This is a genomic window from Algoriphagus ratkowskyi (genome assembly GCF_002150505.1).
Classification (GTDB): domain Bacteria; phylum Bacteroidota; class Bacteroidia; order Cytophagales; family Cyclobacteriaceae; genus Algoriphagus; species Algoriphagus ratkowskyi.
The window spans coordinates 215634-228799 of sequence record NZ_MSSV01000002.1 but is presented as its reverse complement, the minus strand read 5'-3'; the positions used below and the strand labels follow the sequence as shown (position 1 = coordinate 228799).

Here is a 13166-nt window from a genome sequence, read left to right as displayed (position 1 = left end):
AGAAATTAAGAAGTTGATTTTGGATTTATTTTTCAAGCTTTTTAGGGATCTTCAAATCAAACTTGAATCTGAAAGATCAGCTGATCAGGGATTATTGGACTTATTATGAATACTGGAATCAGCAATAGCACCTTATCGGAAATATTTTCAATTTTTTCCAATTTCCCCGAAGTCGAAAAGGCTGTACTTTTTGGTTCTCGGGCAAAAGGCAACTTTTATGAGGGTTCCGATATTGACATAGCCGTCTATGGAGAAAAGCTAGATTTCAAGCAACTCCTTAATATTTCTATTGCTTTAGATAAAATTGAGCTCTTGCAGGCTATTGATCTAGTTCACTTTGAAAAAATAAAAGAGCCAGAGTTAAACAAGCATATCGAACGGGTTGGTATCCGGATTTATGATTTAGCAATGGTTTCGAAAAGGTAGAGTTTTTGCTTCCACGTCGATGACAGAGTTTGCAGCTTATGTCTATCTCGTTTCTTAAAATAGAATCCATCCATCGTCATTGAAATAACTATATCCTATTCCCAAACATATGAAATCCATCTTACTTTATTTACTCGGCATCTTGCTTTGCTTTTGTACCACAAAATCACCGGCTAATGATACTGAGAAATCAGCCAAGGAAATTAAAACAGGTGCAGAGCAAACAGACCTTTACCTACCTCTTTTGAAAGGTAAAAGAGTTGCGGTGCTGGCCAATCAAACCTCCATCATTGGGAAAACTCATTTGGTGGATAGTTTACAAAATTTGGGGATCAATATAGTGAAGGTTTTTGGTCCAGAGCATGGCTTTCGTGGAGATGCGAGTGCTGGCGCAAAAGTGTCTGATGCTATAGACGAGCGCACCGGTATCCCGATTATCTCGCTTTATGGTAAAAAGAATAAACCAAGTAAAGAAGATTTAGCAGATGTAGATATTCTGATTTATGATCTTCAGGATGTTGGTGTTCGCTTTTATACGAATATCAATGCTTTGGCTCGCTTGATGGAAGCTTGTGAAGCAAATGATAAGCGCTTATTAATTTTGGATCGACCTAACCCAAATGGCTATCTCATCGATGGGCCTGTACTGGATATGAACTATAAATCGGGAATTGGTATGTTTCCAATTCCCATGTCGCACGGACTTACAGTTGGTGAGTTTGCGCTAATGGCAAATGGAGAAGGCTGGTTGGCAGGCAAAGTCAAGGCGGATATTCAAGTCATTCCAGTGGCCAACTATGAACATGCGATGCGTTACGACTTGCCTGTTGCTCCATCTCCAAATCTGAATTCACCACAGTCAGTTTTGCTTTATCCTAGTCTTTGTATGTTCGAAGGAACTTATATCAATCTCGGACGAGGTACCTATTTTCCGTTTACAGTTTTGGGAAGCCCTGCTTACAAAGGGATTTACGAATTTAGCTTTACGCCTACAGGCATCAAAGGAATGGCTGAAACGCCATTGTTCATGGATCAAGTTTGCTATGGGCTAGATCTTCGGGAGTATGACACTGAGCAATTAAGAGAATCCGGGCAAATCAATTTTAAATGGATCCAAGAACTCTATAATGCCAGTCCCGAAAAGGAGAAGTTTTTTGACTCTAAGCTGAGCAACCAAATGAACAACATCGAAATTCAGATAGGACGTGGTGATTTCAGACAGCAAATCATCGACAATGTGCCGATTGAAACCATCAGAGCAGATTGGGAGGCTGAACTGACTGCTTACAAGAAAATGCGATTGGGATATTTGCTTTATCCTTAAAGATTTTACGGTATAGTTAGTTGATTAATACTATGAACTGCCTACCTTAATCATGAATAAAAAGCAGAAATATTCTTTCATTTTTTAAAAAATCATCTTAGTAAATAGGAGTGATTTAGCTGAAATGCTTGTACCATCATAAAGAAAAAAAGCCCGAATCATCTCCAGGCTTTAGTACTTAACTGATGAGTTGTTACTTAGAAAACTCCTTTGAATTGCTCCATTTTCTGAGCTACTTGAGTATCTACTTCGAACCAAAGCATCATATCAGACCACATGAAAGTAACCGTAGCTACTTTGTTGTCTTCTGCTGATATAAAGTAAGCCAGTCTTTCGAAGTTCTCAGGAGCTGCAACCGGTGTTACTTTGATAGATGCCGCGTCATCCATTGCTAAAGCCGCTTCATCAACTTTGCCATCTTTGGTGTATGCATAGACTTCATTTCTTTTGCTATTCAAATGAACAGTCCATTCACCAGATGCCTGTGGGGTGATGAAAACTGAATACTTGCCTGGGCCTATGTTTTTACCTCCAATACTTACTGCAGTGCTGAATTCGATGATTGTTGCTCCATTTGCGCCAGCTCTCCAAGAGGTGCCAAAAGGCACTAATTCTCCGAATACTTTTCTTCCTTTTACTGCTGGAGAGGAGTAGTCTATGCTGATCTTCGTGAAGCCGACATTTTGAGAAACATGCGCTGCCGGACTTGCTGCTGGTGCCTGAAGCTGCGCAAAAGAAAGGGTAGAAACTGAGAAAAAGAGAAGTAAGGTTAATGCTGATAAAAAGAATTTGTTGTTTTTCATAAGTCTGTAAATAGATGTGCGATTATATTTGGAAGTAATTTAATTCAAATTTGGTAAAATTAGGACATGGTCAGTGCTAAGCTACTAAGCTTTAGTGACTTTCGTTTCAGTAATTTTTCTTTTGATGGTTTTTATCAAGTTCTTAGGATAGCCTCTATTTCCTATATAGAGATCAGTCATAAAGTCAATAGCGTAATCTCCATATTTTCTTAAGAGCAGATTTCGTATGATTCTATAGCCGTAAAACCAGTTAGCAGCCGTTTGAGAAGTTTTGAGCTCAGGGAGCAATTCTTCGGCTAGTTTTTGCTCATAGAGAGCTCCTGCTTTTTCGGCATTCAACTTGGCTTCGAAGATCGCTTCAGTTACCAATTCTGCACTCCAAAAGGAATTGGAAATGCCCTCTGCAGTAACTGGATCTGCTAAGCCTGCCGCATCGCCAATCAGGAAGATGTTTTTTCGATAAAAACCATCAGTTCGCGGAGAAATAGGAATCTGATAACCATGTGCTTTCTCACTCAGAATTTCTTTGATTCCTAGCTTATCAAGATATTTTTTGTAGTAGGCTTTAAGGTTAATTCTCGATCTTTTAGTAGCAGCGATACCGAGGGAGAGATGAGTTTTTTTGGGAAAACTCCAAGCATATCCAGATGGAGCGCTATCCATATCAAAACGTACTTCCTTAGATAGCCTTTCGAAATCGGCTGCGTTAACCTCCACCTCATACTCTAAAGCAGGGATGAGTTGTCGAGTTTCTTTCCAACCAGCTAGTTTGGCAGTTGGACTAAGCACACCATCGGCGGCAATAAGTAATTTCGCTTGAATATCTCCTTGACTTGTGTGTAGAGTAAGGATTTCACCGAAAGTAATGGCAGTAAGTTTATGTCCTTGTCTAAGTTCAGCACCAGCTTCTATCGCTTTGTCAATTAGAAAATTGTCGAATTTGTCTCTCATTACCATACTGATCACCGGGACATCGCGTATGCTTGTAAGTACTTTTTGCTCACCTTCCATATATACGTTCATCCGATCAAACTCTCGCTCGACTACTGATGAAATGTCGAATGGCAATTTACGTCTTCCTCTAAAAACCAATCCACCACCACATGTCTTATATCGTGGTAAATTTTCCTTTTCTATGATAACCGCCGCGATTCCTTTCTTTGCTAGATAATAAGCGGCTAGTGCTCCTGAAGGGCCACCACCTATTATTGCTACATCGTATTGACTCATAAATAGAATATCTGATTAAACTTAATGATGTCAGTAGATACTTTTTCCTTAGTTGTCTGGCTAAAATGCTGAATAGCTATCAGTTGTCCGATATATCATCCATTCTTGTGTCTACCTTCTAATAAGTGGTTATTCACCTATTAGTTCTGACAATACTACCACTTACACTATCATACTTTTAACAATTTCTGTTTTGTTCATTTTCCTAGCTTCCAACTACTAATTCTTTTCCAATTCCTTCTTGATATACGCTATACTCAATGGAATCTGAGTAACTGATCGGGAACTCTCGTCTTCAATAGTTAGGTATTCTGTCCCTTGCTTTTTGGCTTCTTTGATCAATCCAGCAATATCTATATCTCCTGTGCCCAATACTACATTTGTTTCCACATCTCCTTGCCCATTTTTAGACCCAAGAGTACCTTTTTTTCTATCCTTGAGATGAAGCATCGGGAATTTCCCTGGGTATTTTTTCATAATAGCCAGCGGATCACCGCCACCCATTTTCACCCAATACACATCCATATTGAAGGCGAAATTTTTAGCGTTTTTAAACATGTAATCCATCACCACACCTTTTTTTCCATACTTTGTAAATTCATAGCCATGAGGATGATAGAGAAAAGTGATCCCTTCCTTTTTCATCTCTGCGCCAACTGCGTTGAAGAGTGCAGTCGCAATTTTGATTTCTTCGATTGATATCGGCCCACCTGTATGAGGAATCCAATAGCAGATCGCATATTTGGCCCCGAACTTTTTCGCTTGATCTATAATGGGTCTAATGTCTGTATTGAGCTGATTGTAATCGGCACCTACTCCGACCACACGAAGCTCATTGTCTTGAAGAAGATTCTCGTATTCGGCTTCAGGAAGACCGTATTGTCCGCCGCCTTCCAAAGCAAAGATTCCCCATTCAGAAATAAGTTGGTGATATTTCACCGGATCTACCTTCATTTCATTGCGTAGGGAATAGAGTTGGAGTGCCACTTCCTGAGCCTGTAGCTTGACAAGTGGTGACAGTATAAGCAGGCTTAGTAAAGCGATTTTAATTGTGTTTTTCATCGTTTTTATAATTAGCGTTGACCTAAACTATGGATAATTCACCAGTTTTCGAATGTTATCGTTAAATTCAGGCTTAGTCAGAAAATATGAATTCAGATCGAAGAAAGTTTATCCAAAATACATCCCTGTTGGGAATTGCTATGTCTATTTCACCAAATTTTTCTTTTGCACATAATCGTGACATGGTAATTGGCCATGGAGATTTCCAATACAAAGTTGACCAGAAGTGGGGTTTGCTAGATCCTGCCAAAGTACCAGTCAATAACTGTCATGAGATGGTGATGGATCGCAAAGGTCGAATGATCATGGTGACGGATGAGCCTAAAAACAATGTAATTATCTACGATCAATCTGGAAAGTTTCTCAAAGCTTGGACACTCGGGATGGACCGTGCACATGGGTTGACATTGGTGGATGAAGGAGATGCTGAATATTTATGGATCTCAGACAATGCAGGTAGAGTGGTGAAAACAACGCTTGAGGGAATGATTGTGGCAGAAATAGCTGCACCGGTATCAGAAGGTGTTTATACAGAAAAAATGTCGTATGTGCCAACAGAAACTACAATCGCACCCAATGGAGACTTATATGTAGCGGATGGCTATGGTTCACAGTATTTTCTCCGTTACGATAAAAATGGGAAGTTTATTAACAAATTTGGAGGAAGTGGATCGGGAGATGCGCAGTTCAGCACAGCTCATGGCATTACAGTAGATCAGCGTGGAGGCAAGGCGCCAACCTTGCTTTGTACTTCTAGAGGTCATAACTCGTTCAAGCGTTTTACCATGGAGGGAGAATATATGGAGACGATATTTTTGCCGGGAGCATTTGTGTGCCGTCCTGTGATCCATGGAGATAATCTTTATGCAGGCGTATGTTGGTCTAGATTAAGATACTTGGAGCAAACGCCTGATTCTGGTTTTGTAACTATACTGGATAAAAATAATTTAGTGGTTTCCAATCCAGGAGGTACTGCCCCAGAATACAGAAATGGTGAACTCCAATTGATGGTGCAATCCGAAGCGATCTTCAAGCATTGTCATGATGTGTGTATTGATCAGGATGAAAACATTTATGTGTGTCAGTGGAATGCTGGGAAAACTTATCCAATTAAGCTTACTAGAGTTTAATTTAGCCAGCATTATAAATGTTGTAATTTTTAAATTTTATAAATCATGAAAAAAGTAACAGTTGGTTGGTTCGAAATTCCTGTTTCTGACATGGACAGGGCTATCAATTTTTACCAAAAGGTATTTGACTGTACCCTTCACAAGCTTGATATGGGAGACTTTCAAATGGCGATGTTTCCTGGAGAAGGCGGAGGCAAAGGTGCAGAGGGTAGTTTGGTATTTAATAAAGAGTTTTATGCGACAAGTAATCATGCAGGTGCATTAATTTATTTTTCTTCCGAGGACGTAGTTATTGAGTTGTCAAGAGTGGAGGATGCTGGCGGGACTATTCAGATTGAAAAAAAGATGATTTCACCCGAATATGGATACATGGGAGTTTTTTTGGATTCTGAGGGTAATCGTATCGCTCTACATTCAATGAGTTAACTGTTATTTATTAGGCTGACCTATGCAGTTAAGAAAGATGTTGATTTAAGCAGATCTGCTAAAATTTAAAATTAATTTAGAATTTTTATATGTTGCTGACCAAAGGGCTTTTAATTTCAGAAGAAAACGTTACAAATCTGGAATATATTCAGAGACAAATAGCAATTATAGTTTCCTTTTTAGCCTTTGTATTATTAATAATATTGGGGATTTCTGATTTCCTTTTAGGAATGTCATCCATTGTAGTTGCGGTTAAAATTGGAATTTCGTTCCCATTTCTGGCGGCTTACTTTCTAGTTTCTAAATACGGAAAAGAACAACTAGCAATAAATATTTTGCTGTTTTTGGCTCATGTAGTCATTTGTTTCAATTTCTTATATAATGATGGAAGTAATGGTCCTACTATATATGCTTATTTCTTAATACTTGTAGTTTCTTCACTTCTAATAAGAGGTTGGCGTAAAATTGCCTGGTTTATTGTCTCTCTATCCTTTTTTTTCATATTGTTTTTTGGAGAGGCTTATGGGTATTTAGAAGTTAAAGGTTTCTATTCTTCCAGTCAGAACTTGTTCATTGATCATACTATAACCATTGTATGGATTAGCCTATTTGTAGTGACTGTGATACATTTCTTTATTAAAAGTTATCAGAATCAAAGTCTTTTGCTCCATACTATAAAACAGCGACAAGAGGAATCATTGACAGAAGTAAAGATCCTTAATGATCAAAAAAATAAATTGATAGCTATTCTTTCACATGATCTCAAAAACCCAATTGGCATGCTACATACCACGCTAGGGTTAGTGGAGAAAGATGCCTTTGAGCCAGGAGAATTGGAGCAGATTTTAACAAACCTAAAAAGTCAAAGTTTCCACTTAAATAAAGTGTTGAATAATACACTTAGTTGGGTTATGACGGAACTTGAAAATTCTCCTGTCCAACTTCAACAGATTAGTTTAATAAAGCTAACTCAGGAAATGAAGGAATTGATGCTTATGCAAGCGACGGATAAAAATCAACTTATTCAGTTGACGGTACTTGGTGAAGACAGATCTATTTCCTTAGAGATAAATGAGATTAAGATTATTCTGAAAAATTTACTGGATAATGCGATCAAGTTTGCTCCGGTGAATTCTACTATTTGTTTAAACTTGGAGATTGAAGAGGAGAGGTTGAGCTGGAAGGTCTGTAATCAGGGTGTTTCAATTTCGGGAGTAGATCAAAAAAAGCTCTTTCTATTCCGTGCTAGAACGTCTTATGGTACCAAAAAAGAAAAAGGAACGGGAGTAGGCTTACCGCTCTGTAAAAAAATTGCAGATAAGATTAAGTTTGAATTAAAATATAGCAGCTCAGGGGAAGGACATAATTGCTTTAAGCTGTCAAAACACTTGAGCTAGAGAATCACCACTTTTAAGCTCATCGCTCCGTGTGCTCCGATCACTAATGACTGCTCAATATCGGCAGTTTTGGATGGGCCAGCGATGAACACTCCGAAACCCGAATTTGTCGATCCGATTCGCTCGTAAGCTTCATGCATATTACCCACGATATTTTCTTTTTTGATCACAATCACTAAATGGGCAGTGATAAACGGAATAGCTCTTAGATCCAGATTGCTATCATCAAGCCAAATTGCCGCATTTTCAGCAGATGCAAACTGTCCTTCAATAATAGCCAAGTCCAGGTCTGCAAAATCAGAAGGATGCTGAGGCAGTTCACAATTGGTGAATTGATTGAATGTAGGGGACGAGCTGTAGATTTTTTGAAATGATGATTCAGTAATCAAAACTTCCAGTTCTTTCTTAGTTAAGACAGTTCCTTTATTGCTATTCAAAGCAAGCGTATAAGCTTCTACTAGGTTAGGTGCAACATCGAAAACTGGGATTTCTGGAAGAGGCTTCTCTTTCATGTTCAATCCTTTAATAGCTGCTAATATGGAGGCTTTACTGCTCATTTCTATTCTTTTTGTACCAATCTTTAAATGATTCTGTTGGTAATTCTGGAAGATTTCTTCCTTTTCCCCAAGCATTCAAAGGGTTGTAAATAACGCTGTTTGGCAAAGTTTTCAGGGATGCACGCATCATCTTGCCGGAAATTTTATAGGCAAGTGGACTTGTGAAAATTCCATTAGCCAACTTCATAGAAAGTCCTTTCAGGGAAGAGCCTTGTGCTTTAGTGATTTCCTGTCTCCATTCGTAGAGTTGCTCATGAATATTGATTTTCACAGGGCATACGTCCGTGCAGCTACCACAAAGTGTGGAGGCAAAAGGTAAGGTGCTGTACTTCTTCAAGTCAATTCCTGGTGAAAGGATTGATCCTATCGGGCCAGGAACCGTGCTTCCGTAGCTAAATCCACCACTTCTACGATAGATAGGGCAGGTATTCATACAAGCTCCGCAGCGTATGCATTTCAGCGAGTTTCTGAATTTCTCTCTGGCAAGTTGCTTCGTTCTGCCATTGTTCACCAAGATCAAATGAAGCTCTTTACCCGGTGATGGACTGCGAAAATGTGAGTTGTAGTTGGTAATTGACTGTCCTGTCGCCGATCTAGCCAAAAGTCGAAGGAATACACCCAAATCTTTTCTTCTAGGAATGAGTTTCTCTATTCCCATGCAAGCGATATGCGTATCAGCCAAGTGAACGCCCATGTCGGCATTCCCTTCATTGGTACAAACCACGAATTCCCCAGTTTCTGCTATAGCAAAATTGACTCCCGTGATAGCTACTTTGGCTTGCAGGAATTTTTCACGCAAGTGCTGTCGAGCTGCGTGCGTAAGGTAAACTGGGTCTACGTTACCTTTTTCTGTATGTAGTTTCTCGTGGAAAATGTCTGAGATATCCGACTTTTTCAAGTGGATAGCCGGCATCACGATATGACTAGGAGGTTGCTTCAAAAACTGAATAATCCGCTCGCCCAAATCTGTGTCAACGACTTCAATGCCTCTTTCTTCCAAGAATGGATTCAAATGACACTCTTCCGTAAGGATGGATTTACTCTTGACTATGGCTTTGCACTTCTTCTCTTCCAGGATCTTTCCGATGATCTGATTATGCTCCTCCGCATTTTCGGCCCAATGAACTTTGATGCCATTTGCAGTAGCATTTTTCTCTAATTCTTCAAGGTAGTAGTCCAGTTTTGAAAGCGTGTGATCCTTAATTTGTGAAGCGAGTTCGCGGAGTTGTTCCCATTCTGGAATTAGATGAATGGTGGCATCCCGTTTTTCACGAACGATCCAAAGTGTATCGTCATGCCATTTGGCCCTAGCTTTATCTTTTAAAAATACCGTAGCATTTTGCGGATGGCTCATGATATAACTCTATTAAGGATTTCTGCGAAGTGCATGAGTTGTACGTTGTCTTTGTCCCGTGTGGCAATTCCCTGCATGTGCATAATGCAGGACATGTCTCCGCCAACAATGATTTCTACGCCTTTATCGACGTGATCGGCGATTCGGTCTTTGCCCATTTGCACAGAGATAGCTTCTTCGGTTACAGCGAAAGTTCCGCCGAATCCACAGCACTCATCTTTTCTTGTCAGCTCTACTATTTCCATTCCTTCCAGATCTTTCATCAGCTGTAGGGTCTTGTTGAATTTGGGTTCATTCAGCTCGGAATCACTTGCTAATCTAAGTCCGCGAAGTCCGTGACAGGAAGCATGGAATCCGATTTTGTGAGGAAAGCTTCCTTTGATAGAATCTATCTTTAACACGTCGGTGATAAATTCACTGAGTTCGTAGATGTTTGATTGTACATGTTCTTGGTTTTTCTTGAGCTTTTCCACCTTAGGTGAGTGCTTTTTGACGTGCAATACACAGCTGCCAGAAGGAGCTACGATGTAATCAAAATGTGCGAAATCACTGATGAACTTGGAGGTAGTACCTTCACTATCTGATTCAAACCCAGCGTTAGACATCGGCTGTCCACAACAGGTTTGGCCCAGTGGATAGGTGACTTTGCAGCCAAGCTTTTCTAATAGTTCAAGTGTAGCGATAGCTACATTTGGATAAAACTGATCTATGTAGCAAGGGATAAATAGGCCAATATGAGGCCTTGGGTTATTTTTCATCGGGGATTAGTAAATATGCAGTCCTTTTGAAAGTCAACCATTGGTGGCTAAACTGATATCAAGTTATTTGATTTGATTTTGATTCCTATCCTTTACTGTCGGTTATTTTGAGATATATGTTAGAAGGTAAATAGGGCTTTTTACTATGGCTTATTGCTTTGAAATTTCAAGGAGGTTTTATGGAAAAGGAGAATTTTTTAGTGCTATTTCAGATGGAGGTATTAAGGGTTGAATAAGAGTGACTTACTTTAATGTTAATTTTTTAGTTTTTTTCAAAGTCGCTTGTGAAAGTGAAAACTACTTTTTAGATTTTGATCACTTTTACACAAACTTTTTATGAAAAAAATCAAACAATCAAACAAACAAAGCTTAAAATTGCTTGGAGTACTATTTTTACTCTTAGCTAGTTGCCGGACAGAATCCGATTTTTCTGATGAGCCAGTGGACATTTTGGCTGAAGTCGAAGTTTCTTATAAAGTTTCGCAAGATTTAGCTAAGGAAATAGCCTTGTGGTTTTTTGCGACTGATTCAAGTTATATTGCTGGGAGGAAAATAAAAAGCTCTCCCAAAATTAGAGATATAGCTAGAGTAGCCCTTTCAGACACGCTGGATTTTGAAGCATTTGTAATCAATGAATTAGAAGGATTTGTGATGATATCGGGGGACTCTAGAGTTATGCCTATTTTGGCATATTCCTCGGAAGGTGAATTGACAGCAAAAAACTTAGAAGAAGTGAATGGATTGAAAGTGTGGTATCAGGAAACTATGAAACAGATAGATGAGCAGCTTAAGGAAATTGATGAGGTTCATCCAATAGTTTATAACGAATGGAAAAAGTACACTGAAGAATACGATCCTCAAGGACGAATTTGGGATAATGCTATTGCTTACAATCCCAACTCAAACTGCTACGAGTGGTATCAATATGGACAATTCATGTGCAATCCATATATGACAATATCTCAAAGACAACCTCTATATAGCAATCAAATTTCTTGGGGACAGACAGGTATTTCAAATCACATGGCACCAACAAACCTTTTTCATGATTGTGATTGCAATGATAGAAGCCCAATCGGATGTGGTGCAGTAGCTATCGCTCAAACCTTGTGGTATTTCAAACCTGGCTCGTCTTACTCATATAATTTGATGCCTCAGTATTCCTATTCACCTTGTGCTCCTACGACATCTGGACAAATTAGCCTAGCCTTATTAATGTATAATTCTGCTTTAGCTGCAAATACAGATTTCAATTTTGGAACCACATGCAATGGGATGACTCTTCCCGGTAGAATAAGCCCAGCCCTTAAATCTATGGGACTCCAAAATGGTGGGAATACATCTAATTTCAATCCATCTACGCTCAAGAATGAGTTAGCACAAGGGTATCCAGCAATATTTTATGGAAGAGATTCACTGCTGGAATGGCATATTTGGACTAGCGATGGCTATAAAACGCATAATTACAAAGCTTACGATTGTGATTTGGATGGCTGTATGGAATGGTCATATACTTGGTATTTCATGAATTGGGGTTGGAATAATGCCAAGTTAAACGGCAGTACTCAAACATCTAATGGTTTTTATAGTAGTGGTGTTTTTACTCCCTATGGCTCTTCTAGCAACTACAATAATAGTTTAAAAATGATAACTGGTATAAGATGAGAAATTTATTAATGCTTTTCGTTTTGATTTCATTTTGGAGTTGTGACGAAGATCTGCCCTTTGAGACAGCTTATTTTCCAGAACAACCGGTGAATCTGATGGAGTTAAATACTCGCTTTGACGAAATGAATTCAAACTACATACCGTCCACTTCCAATCAGGAGGCGCAGTTTATATTTTCTAGTAACTCCAAGAAATTGGGCAATGATTTTGACTTTGAAGCAAAGTTTATAAGTTTTATATGGGACAAGGAATTTGGAACGCTGTCTCATCGCATATTGACTAATAATGCCGATGGGTATAGTGATTTCTACAATAAAGTTCAAGAGCTTCAGTCTGAATGTAATGAAAAGGGGCCTTATTCTTACTTTGAACAAAGGGGGGAAGTTGGGTTGAGATATATGCTTTTTTCAAGAGACTGTAGTGGGAGATATAAAATTATTGGAAAGGAATTTTCAGAATTAAGTTTTTCTGGTCGCTCAAAGAATGAGGAATCTGTTTTTCAATTGTTTGAAGAATCTTCAAATGAAATGTACCCTAGTTTTTCGGGTAATAATTTCTCCAAAGAACTAATTGGATCTGAAATACCTAGGCCAGAGTATCTAGTGTTTTCTTCAGATATATCTGGTTTATATAAATTATATCAATTAAGGATTCCAACCAACCAAAATCCCTTTGATTTTCTAACCTCCTCTTCATCTAAAGAAATAATAATGATAGAGGAAATAGTGTCAAATGGAAATGATCATTCTCCTTTCATAAGTGATGAGCTAATGCTATTTGCATCTGATAGAGATGGTGGATATGGTGGTTATGATCTCTACTATTCCTTATTAGTAGGTGGAAAATGGACAGAACCAGTAAATCTAGGAGCTGGAATCAACTCAGAATTTGATGAATTTCGTCCTATCTCAATAAAGGATGAGTATTCTGAGTTTGAAAATCGTCTGATGATCTTCTCATCCAATCGTCCTGGTGGACTAGGTGGTTTTGATTTGTACTATGTTGGTATTCCTAAGTTTTGAAAACGATAG

Annotated in this window: 13 protein-coding genes; 7 read left to right on the top strand and 6 right to left on the bottom strand. The window is 38.8% G+C overall.

Annotated elements, in window-relative coordinates; all coding sequences use genetic code 11:
- Positions 1 to 105: 105 nt before the first annotated feature.
- Together BVH02_RS02675 and BVH02_RS02670 are read left to right on the top strand one after the other, a co-directional pair.
- Positions 106 to 426 (top strand): nucleotidyltransferase domain-containing protein, encoded by a 321-nt coding sequence (locus BVH02_RS02675; RefSeq protein WP_086498630.1) that lies wholly within the window; start codon positions 106 to 108, stop codon positions 424 to 426.
- Between the two features lie 109 nt (positions 427 to 535).
- Complete coding sequence (locus BVH02_RS02670; RefSeq protein WP_086498628.1) at positions 536 to 1750, top strand: exo-beta-N-acetylmuramidase NamZ family protein; 1215 nt, start codon at positions 536 to 538, stop codon at positions 1748 to 1750.
- Positions 1751 to 1947: 197 nt separating this feature from the next.
- On the opposite strand, the gene BVH02_RS02665 is transcribed toward BVH02_RS02670, so the two are convergent.
- The 3 genes from BVH02_RS02665 to BVH02_RS02655 all read right to left on the bottom strand — a co-directional run bounded on the left by BVH02_RS02665 (position 1948) and on the right by BVH02_RS02655 (position 4845).
- Positions 1948 to 2553 (bottom strand): DUF2911 domain-containing protein, encoded by a 606-nt coding sequence (locus tag BVH02_RS02665; RefSeq protein WP_086498624.1) that lies wholly within the window; start codon positions 2551 to 2553, stop codon positions 1948 to 1950.
- Positions 2554 to 2637: 84 nt separating this feature from the next.
- The gene (locus BVH02_RS02660) at positions 2638 to 3783 is read right to left on the bottom strand and encodes a geranylgeranyl reductase family protein (RefSeq protein ID WP_086498622.1); all 1146 of its coding nucleotides are present in this window, start codon (positions 3781 to 3783) and stop codon (positions 2638 to 2640) included.
- A gap of 219 nt (positions 3784 to 4002) precedes the next feature.
- A complete protein-coding gene (locus BVH02_RS02655; protein ID WP_086498619.1) occupies positions 4003 to 4845 on the bottom strand; it encodes a sugar phosphate isomerase/epimerase family protein in 843 nt (280 codons plus the stop codon).
- An 86-nt stretch (positions 4846 to 4931) separates the two neighbouring features.
- Here BVH02_RS02655 and BVH02_RS02650 point away from each other — a divergent pair, with 86 nt between their 5' ends.
- The 3 genes from BVH02_RS02650 (at position 4932) to BVH02_RS02640 (ending at position 7798) form a co-directional block, all read left to right on the top strand.
- Positions 4932 to 5975: an NHL repeat-containing protein gene (locus BVH02_RS02650; RefSeq protein ID WP_086498616.1), complete on the top strand. Its 1044-nt coding sequence runs from the start codon at positions 4932 to 4934 to the stop codon at positions 5973 to 5975.
- A 45-nt stretch (positions 5976 to 6020) separates the two neighbouring features.
- Positions 6021 to 6401 carry a VOC family protein gene (locus BVH02_RS02645; protein ID WP_086498614.1) on the top strand — a complete coding sequence of 127 codons (381 nt, stop codon included), beginning with the start codon at positions 6021 to 6023 and terminating at the stop codon, positions 6399 to 6401.
- Positions 6402 to 6490: 89 nt separating this feature from the next.
- Positions 6491 to 7798: a sensor histidine kinase gene (locus BVH02_RS02640; RefSeq protein ID WP_086498611.1), complete on the top strand. Its 1308-nt coding sequence runs from the start codon at positions 6491 to 6493 to the stop codon at positions 7796 to 7798.
- Here the strand turns inward: BVH02_RS02640 and BVH02_RS02635 are convergent.
- From BVH02_RS02635 to BVH02_RS02625, 3 genes are read right to left on the bottom strand one after another with little or no spacing between them, the layout of a single operon-like run.
- On the bottom strand, positions 7795 to 8355 hold the full coding sequence (locus BVH02_RS02635; protein WP_086498608.1) for a LutC/YkgG family protein: 561 nt from the start codon (positions 8353 to 8355) through the stop codon (positions 7795 to 7797). The genes BVH02_RS02640 and BVH02_RS02635 overlap by 4 nt on opposite strands.
- Positions 8345 to 9709, bottom strand: a complete 1365-nt coding sequence (locus tag BVH02_RS02630; protein WP_086498606.1) for a lactate utilization protein B — start codon at positions 9707 to 9709, stop codon at positions 8345 to 8347. The genes BVH02_RS02635 and BVH02_RS02630 overlap by 11 nt, the downstream gene beginning before the upstream one ends.
- A complete protein-coding gene (locus tag BVH02_RS02625) occupies positions 9706 to 10467 on the bottom strand; it encodes a (Fe-S)-binding protein (RefSeq protein ID WP_086498604.1) in 762 nt (253 codons plus the stop codon). The genes BVH02_RS02630 and BVH02_RS02625 overlap by 4 nt, the downstream gene beginning before the upstream one ends.
- A 336-nt stretch (positions 10468 to 10803) precedes the next feature.
- Between BVH02_RS02625 and BVH02_RS02620 the strand changes: the two genes are divergently transcribed.
- On the top strand, positions 10804 to 12132 hold the full coding sequence (locus BVH02_RS02620; RefSeq protein WP_086498601.1) for a C10 family peptidase: 1329 nt from the start codon (positions 10804 to 10806) through the stop codon (positions 12130 to 12132).
- Positions 12129 to 13157 (top strand): hypothetical protein, encoded by a 1029-nt coding sequence (locus tag BVH02_RS02615; RefSeq protein WP_086498552.1) that lies wholly within the window; start codon positions 12129 to 12131, stop codon positions 13155 to 13157. The genes BVH02_RS02620 and BVH02_RS02615 overlap by 4 nt, the downstream gene beginning before the upstream one ends.
- The last annotated feature ends 9 nt before the right edge of the window (positions 13158 to 13166 follow it).

Coding starts and splice junctions, on each gene's coding strand:
- BVH02_RS02675 (WP_086498630.1), top strand. CDS start 106: ATGAATACTGGAATCAGCAATAGCACCTTATCGGAAATATTTTCAATT.
- BVH02_RS02625 (WP_086498604.1), bottom strand. CDS start 10,467: ATGAAAAATAACCCAAGGCCTCATATTGGCCTATTTATCCCTTGCTAC.
- BVH02_RS02630 (WP_086498606.1), bottom strand. CDS start 9,709: ATGAGCCATCCGCAAAATGCTACGGTATTTTTAAAAGATAAAGCTAGG.
- BVH02_RS02620 (WP_086498601.1), top strand. CDS start 10,804: ATGAAAAAAATCAAACAATCAAACAAACAAAGCTTAAAATTGCTTGGA.
- BVH02_RS02670 (WP_086498628.1), top strand. CDS start 536: ATGAAATCCATCTTACTTTATTTACTCGGCATCTTGCTTTGCTTTTGT.
- BVH02_RS02615 (WP_086498552.1), top strand. CDS start 12,129: ATGAGAAATTTATTAATGCTTTTCGTTTTGATTTCATTTTGGAGTTGT.
- BVH02_RS02635 (WP_086498608.1), bottom strand. CDS start 8,355: ATGAGCAGTAAAGCCTCCATATTAGCAGCTATTAAAGGATTGAACATG.
- BVH02_RS02660 (WP_086498622.1), bottom strand. CDS start 3,783: ATGAGTCAATACGATGTAGCAATAATAGGTGGTGGCCCTTCAGGAGCA.
- BVH02_RS02640 (WP_086498611.1), top strand. CDS start 6,491: ATGTTGCTGACCAAAGGGCTTTTAATTTCAGAAGAAAACGTTACAAAT.
- BVH02_RS02650 (WP_086498616.1), top strand. CDS start 4,932: ATGAATTCAGATCGAAGAAAGTTTATCCAAAATACATCCCTGTTGGGA.
- BVH02_RS02655 (WP_086498619.1), bottom strand. CDS start 4,845: ATGAAAAACACAATTAAAATCGCTTTACTAAGCCTGCTTATACTGTCA.
- BVH02_RS02645 (WP_086498614.1), top strand. CDS start 6,021: ATGAAAAAAGTAACAGTTGGTTGGTTCGAAATTCCTGTTTCTGACATG.
- BVH02_RS02665 (WP_086498624.1), bottom strand. CDS start 2,553: ATGAAAAACAACAAATTCTTTTTATCAGCATTAACCTTACTTCTCTTT.